General features: G+C 48.0%; 1 protein-coding gene. It reads left to right on the plus strand.

Features of this window, described 5'->3' with window-relative positions:
• Positions 1-650, plus strand: a 650-nt coding sequence (locus AC5O63_RS22360) for a GTP-binding protein (protein ID WP_494506276.1), incomplete at both ends; no start/stop codon positions are given.

Below are 650 nucleotides of genomic sequence, written 5' to 3' on the forward strand. Positions count from 1 at the left end.
AAAGTGTACGGCGGTGAAGCGAAAGACTTCGCATCTATCGATAACGCTCCAGAAGAGCGTGAGCGCGGTATCACAATCGCAACTTCTCACGTTGAGTACGACACTCCAACTCGTCACTACGCACACGTAGACTGTCCAGGACACGCGGATTATGTTAAAAACATGATCACAGGTGCTGCACAGATGGACGGTGGTATCCTAGTTGTTGCTGCGACAGATGGCCCAATGCCACAAACTCGTGAGCACATCCTACTAGGCCGTCAGGTTGGTATCCCATACATCATCGTATTCATGAACAAATGTGACATGGTTGACGATGAAGAGCTACTAGAACTAGTAGAAATGGAAGTTCGTGAACTTCTATCTGAGTACGACTTCCCAGGTGATGACCTACCAGTTATCCAAGGTTCTGCACTTGGCGCACTAAACGGCGAGAAGCAGTGGGAAGACAAGATCGTTGAGCTTGCAGAAGCACTAGATTCTTACATCCCAGAGCCAGAGCGTGCAATCGATCAGCCATTCCTAATGCCTATCGAAGACGTATTCTCTATCCAAGGTCGTGGTACAGTAGTAACTGGTCGTATCGAGCGCGGTATCCTAACTGTAGGTGACGAAGTAGAAATCGTTGGTATCAAAGAGACAACAGTAAC

It is taken from the genome of Vibrio sp. SCP2 (assembly GCF_059295395.1).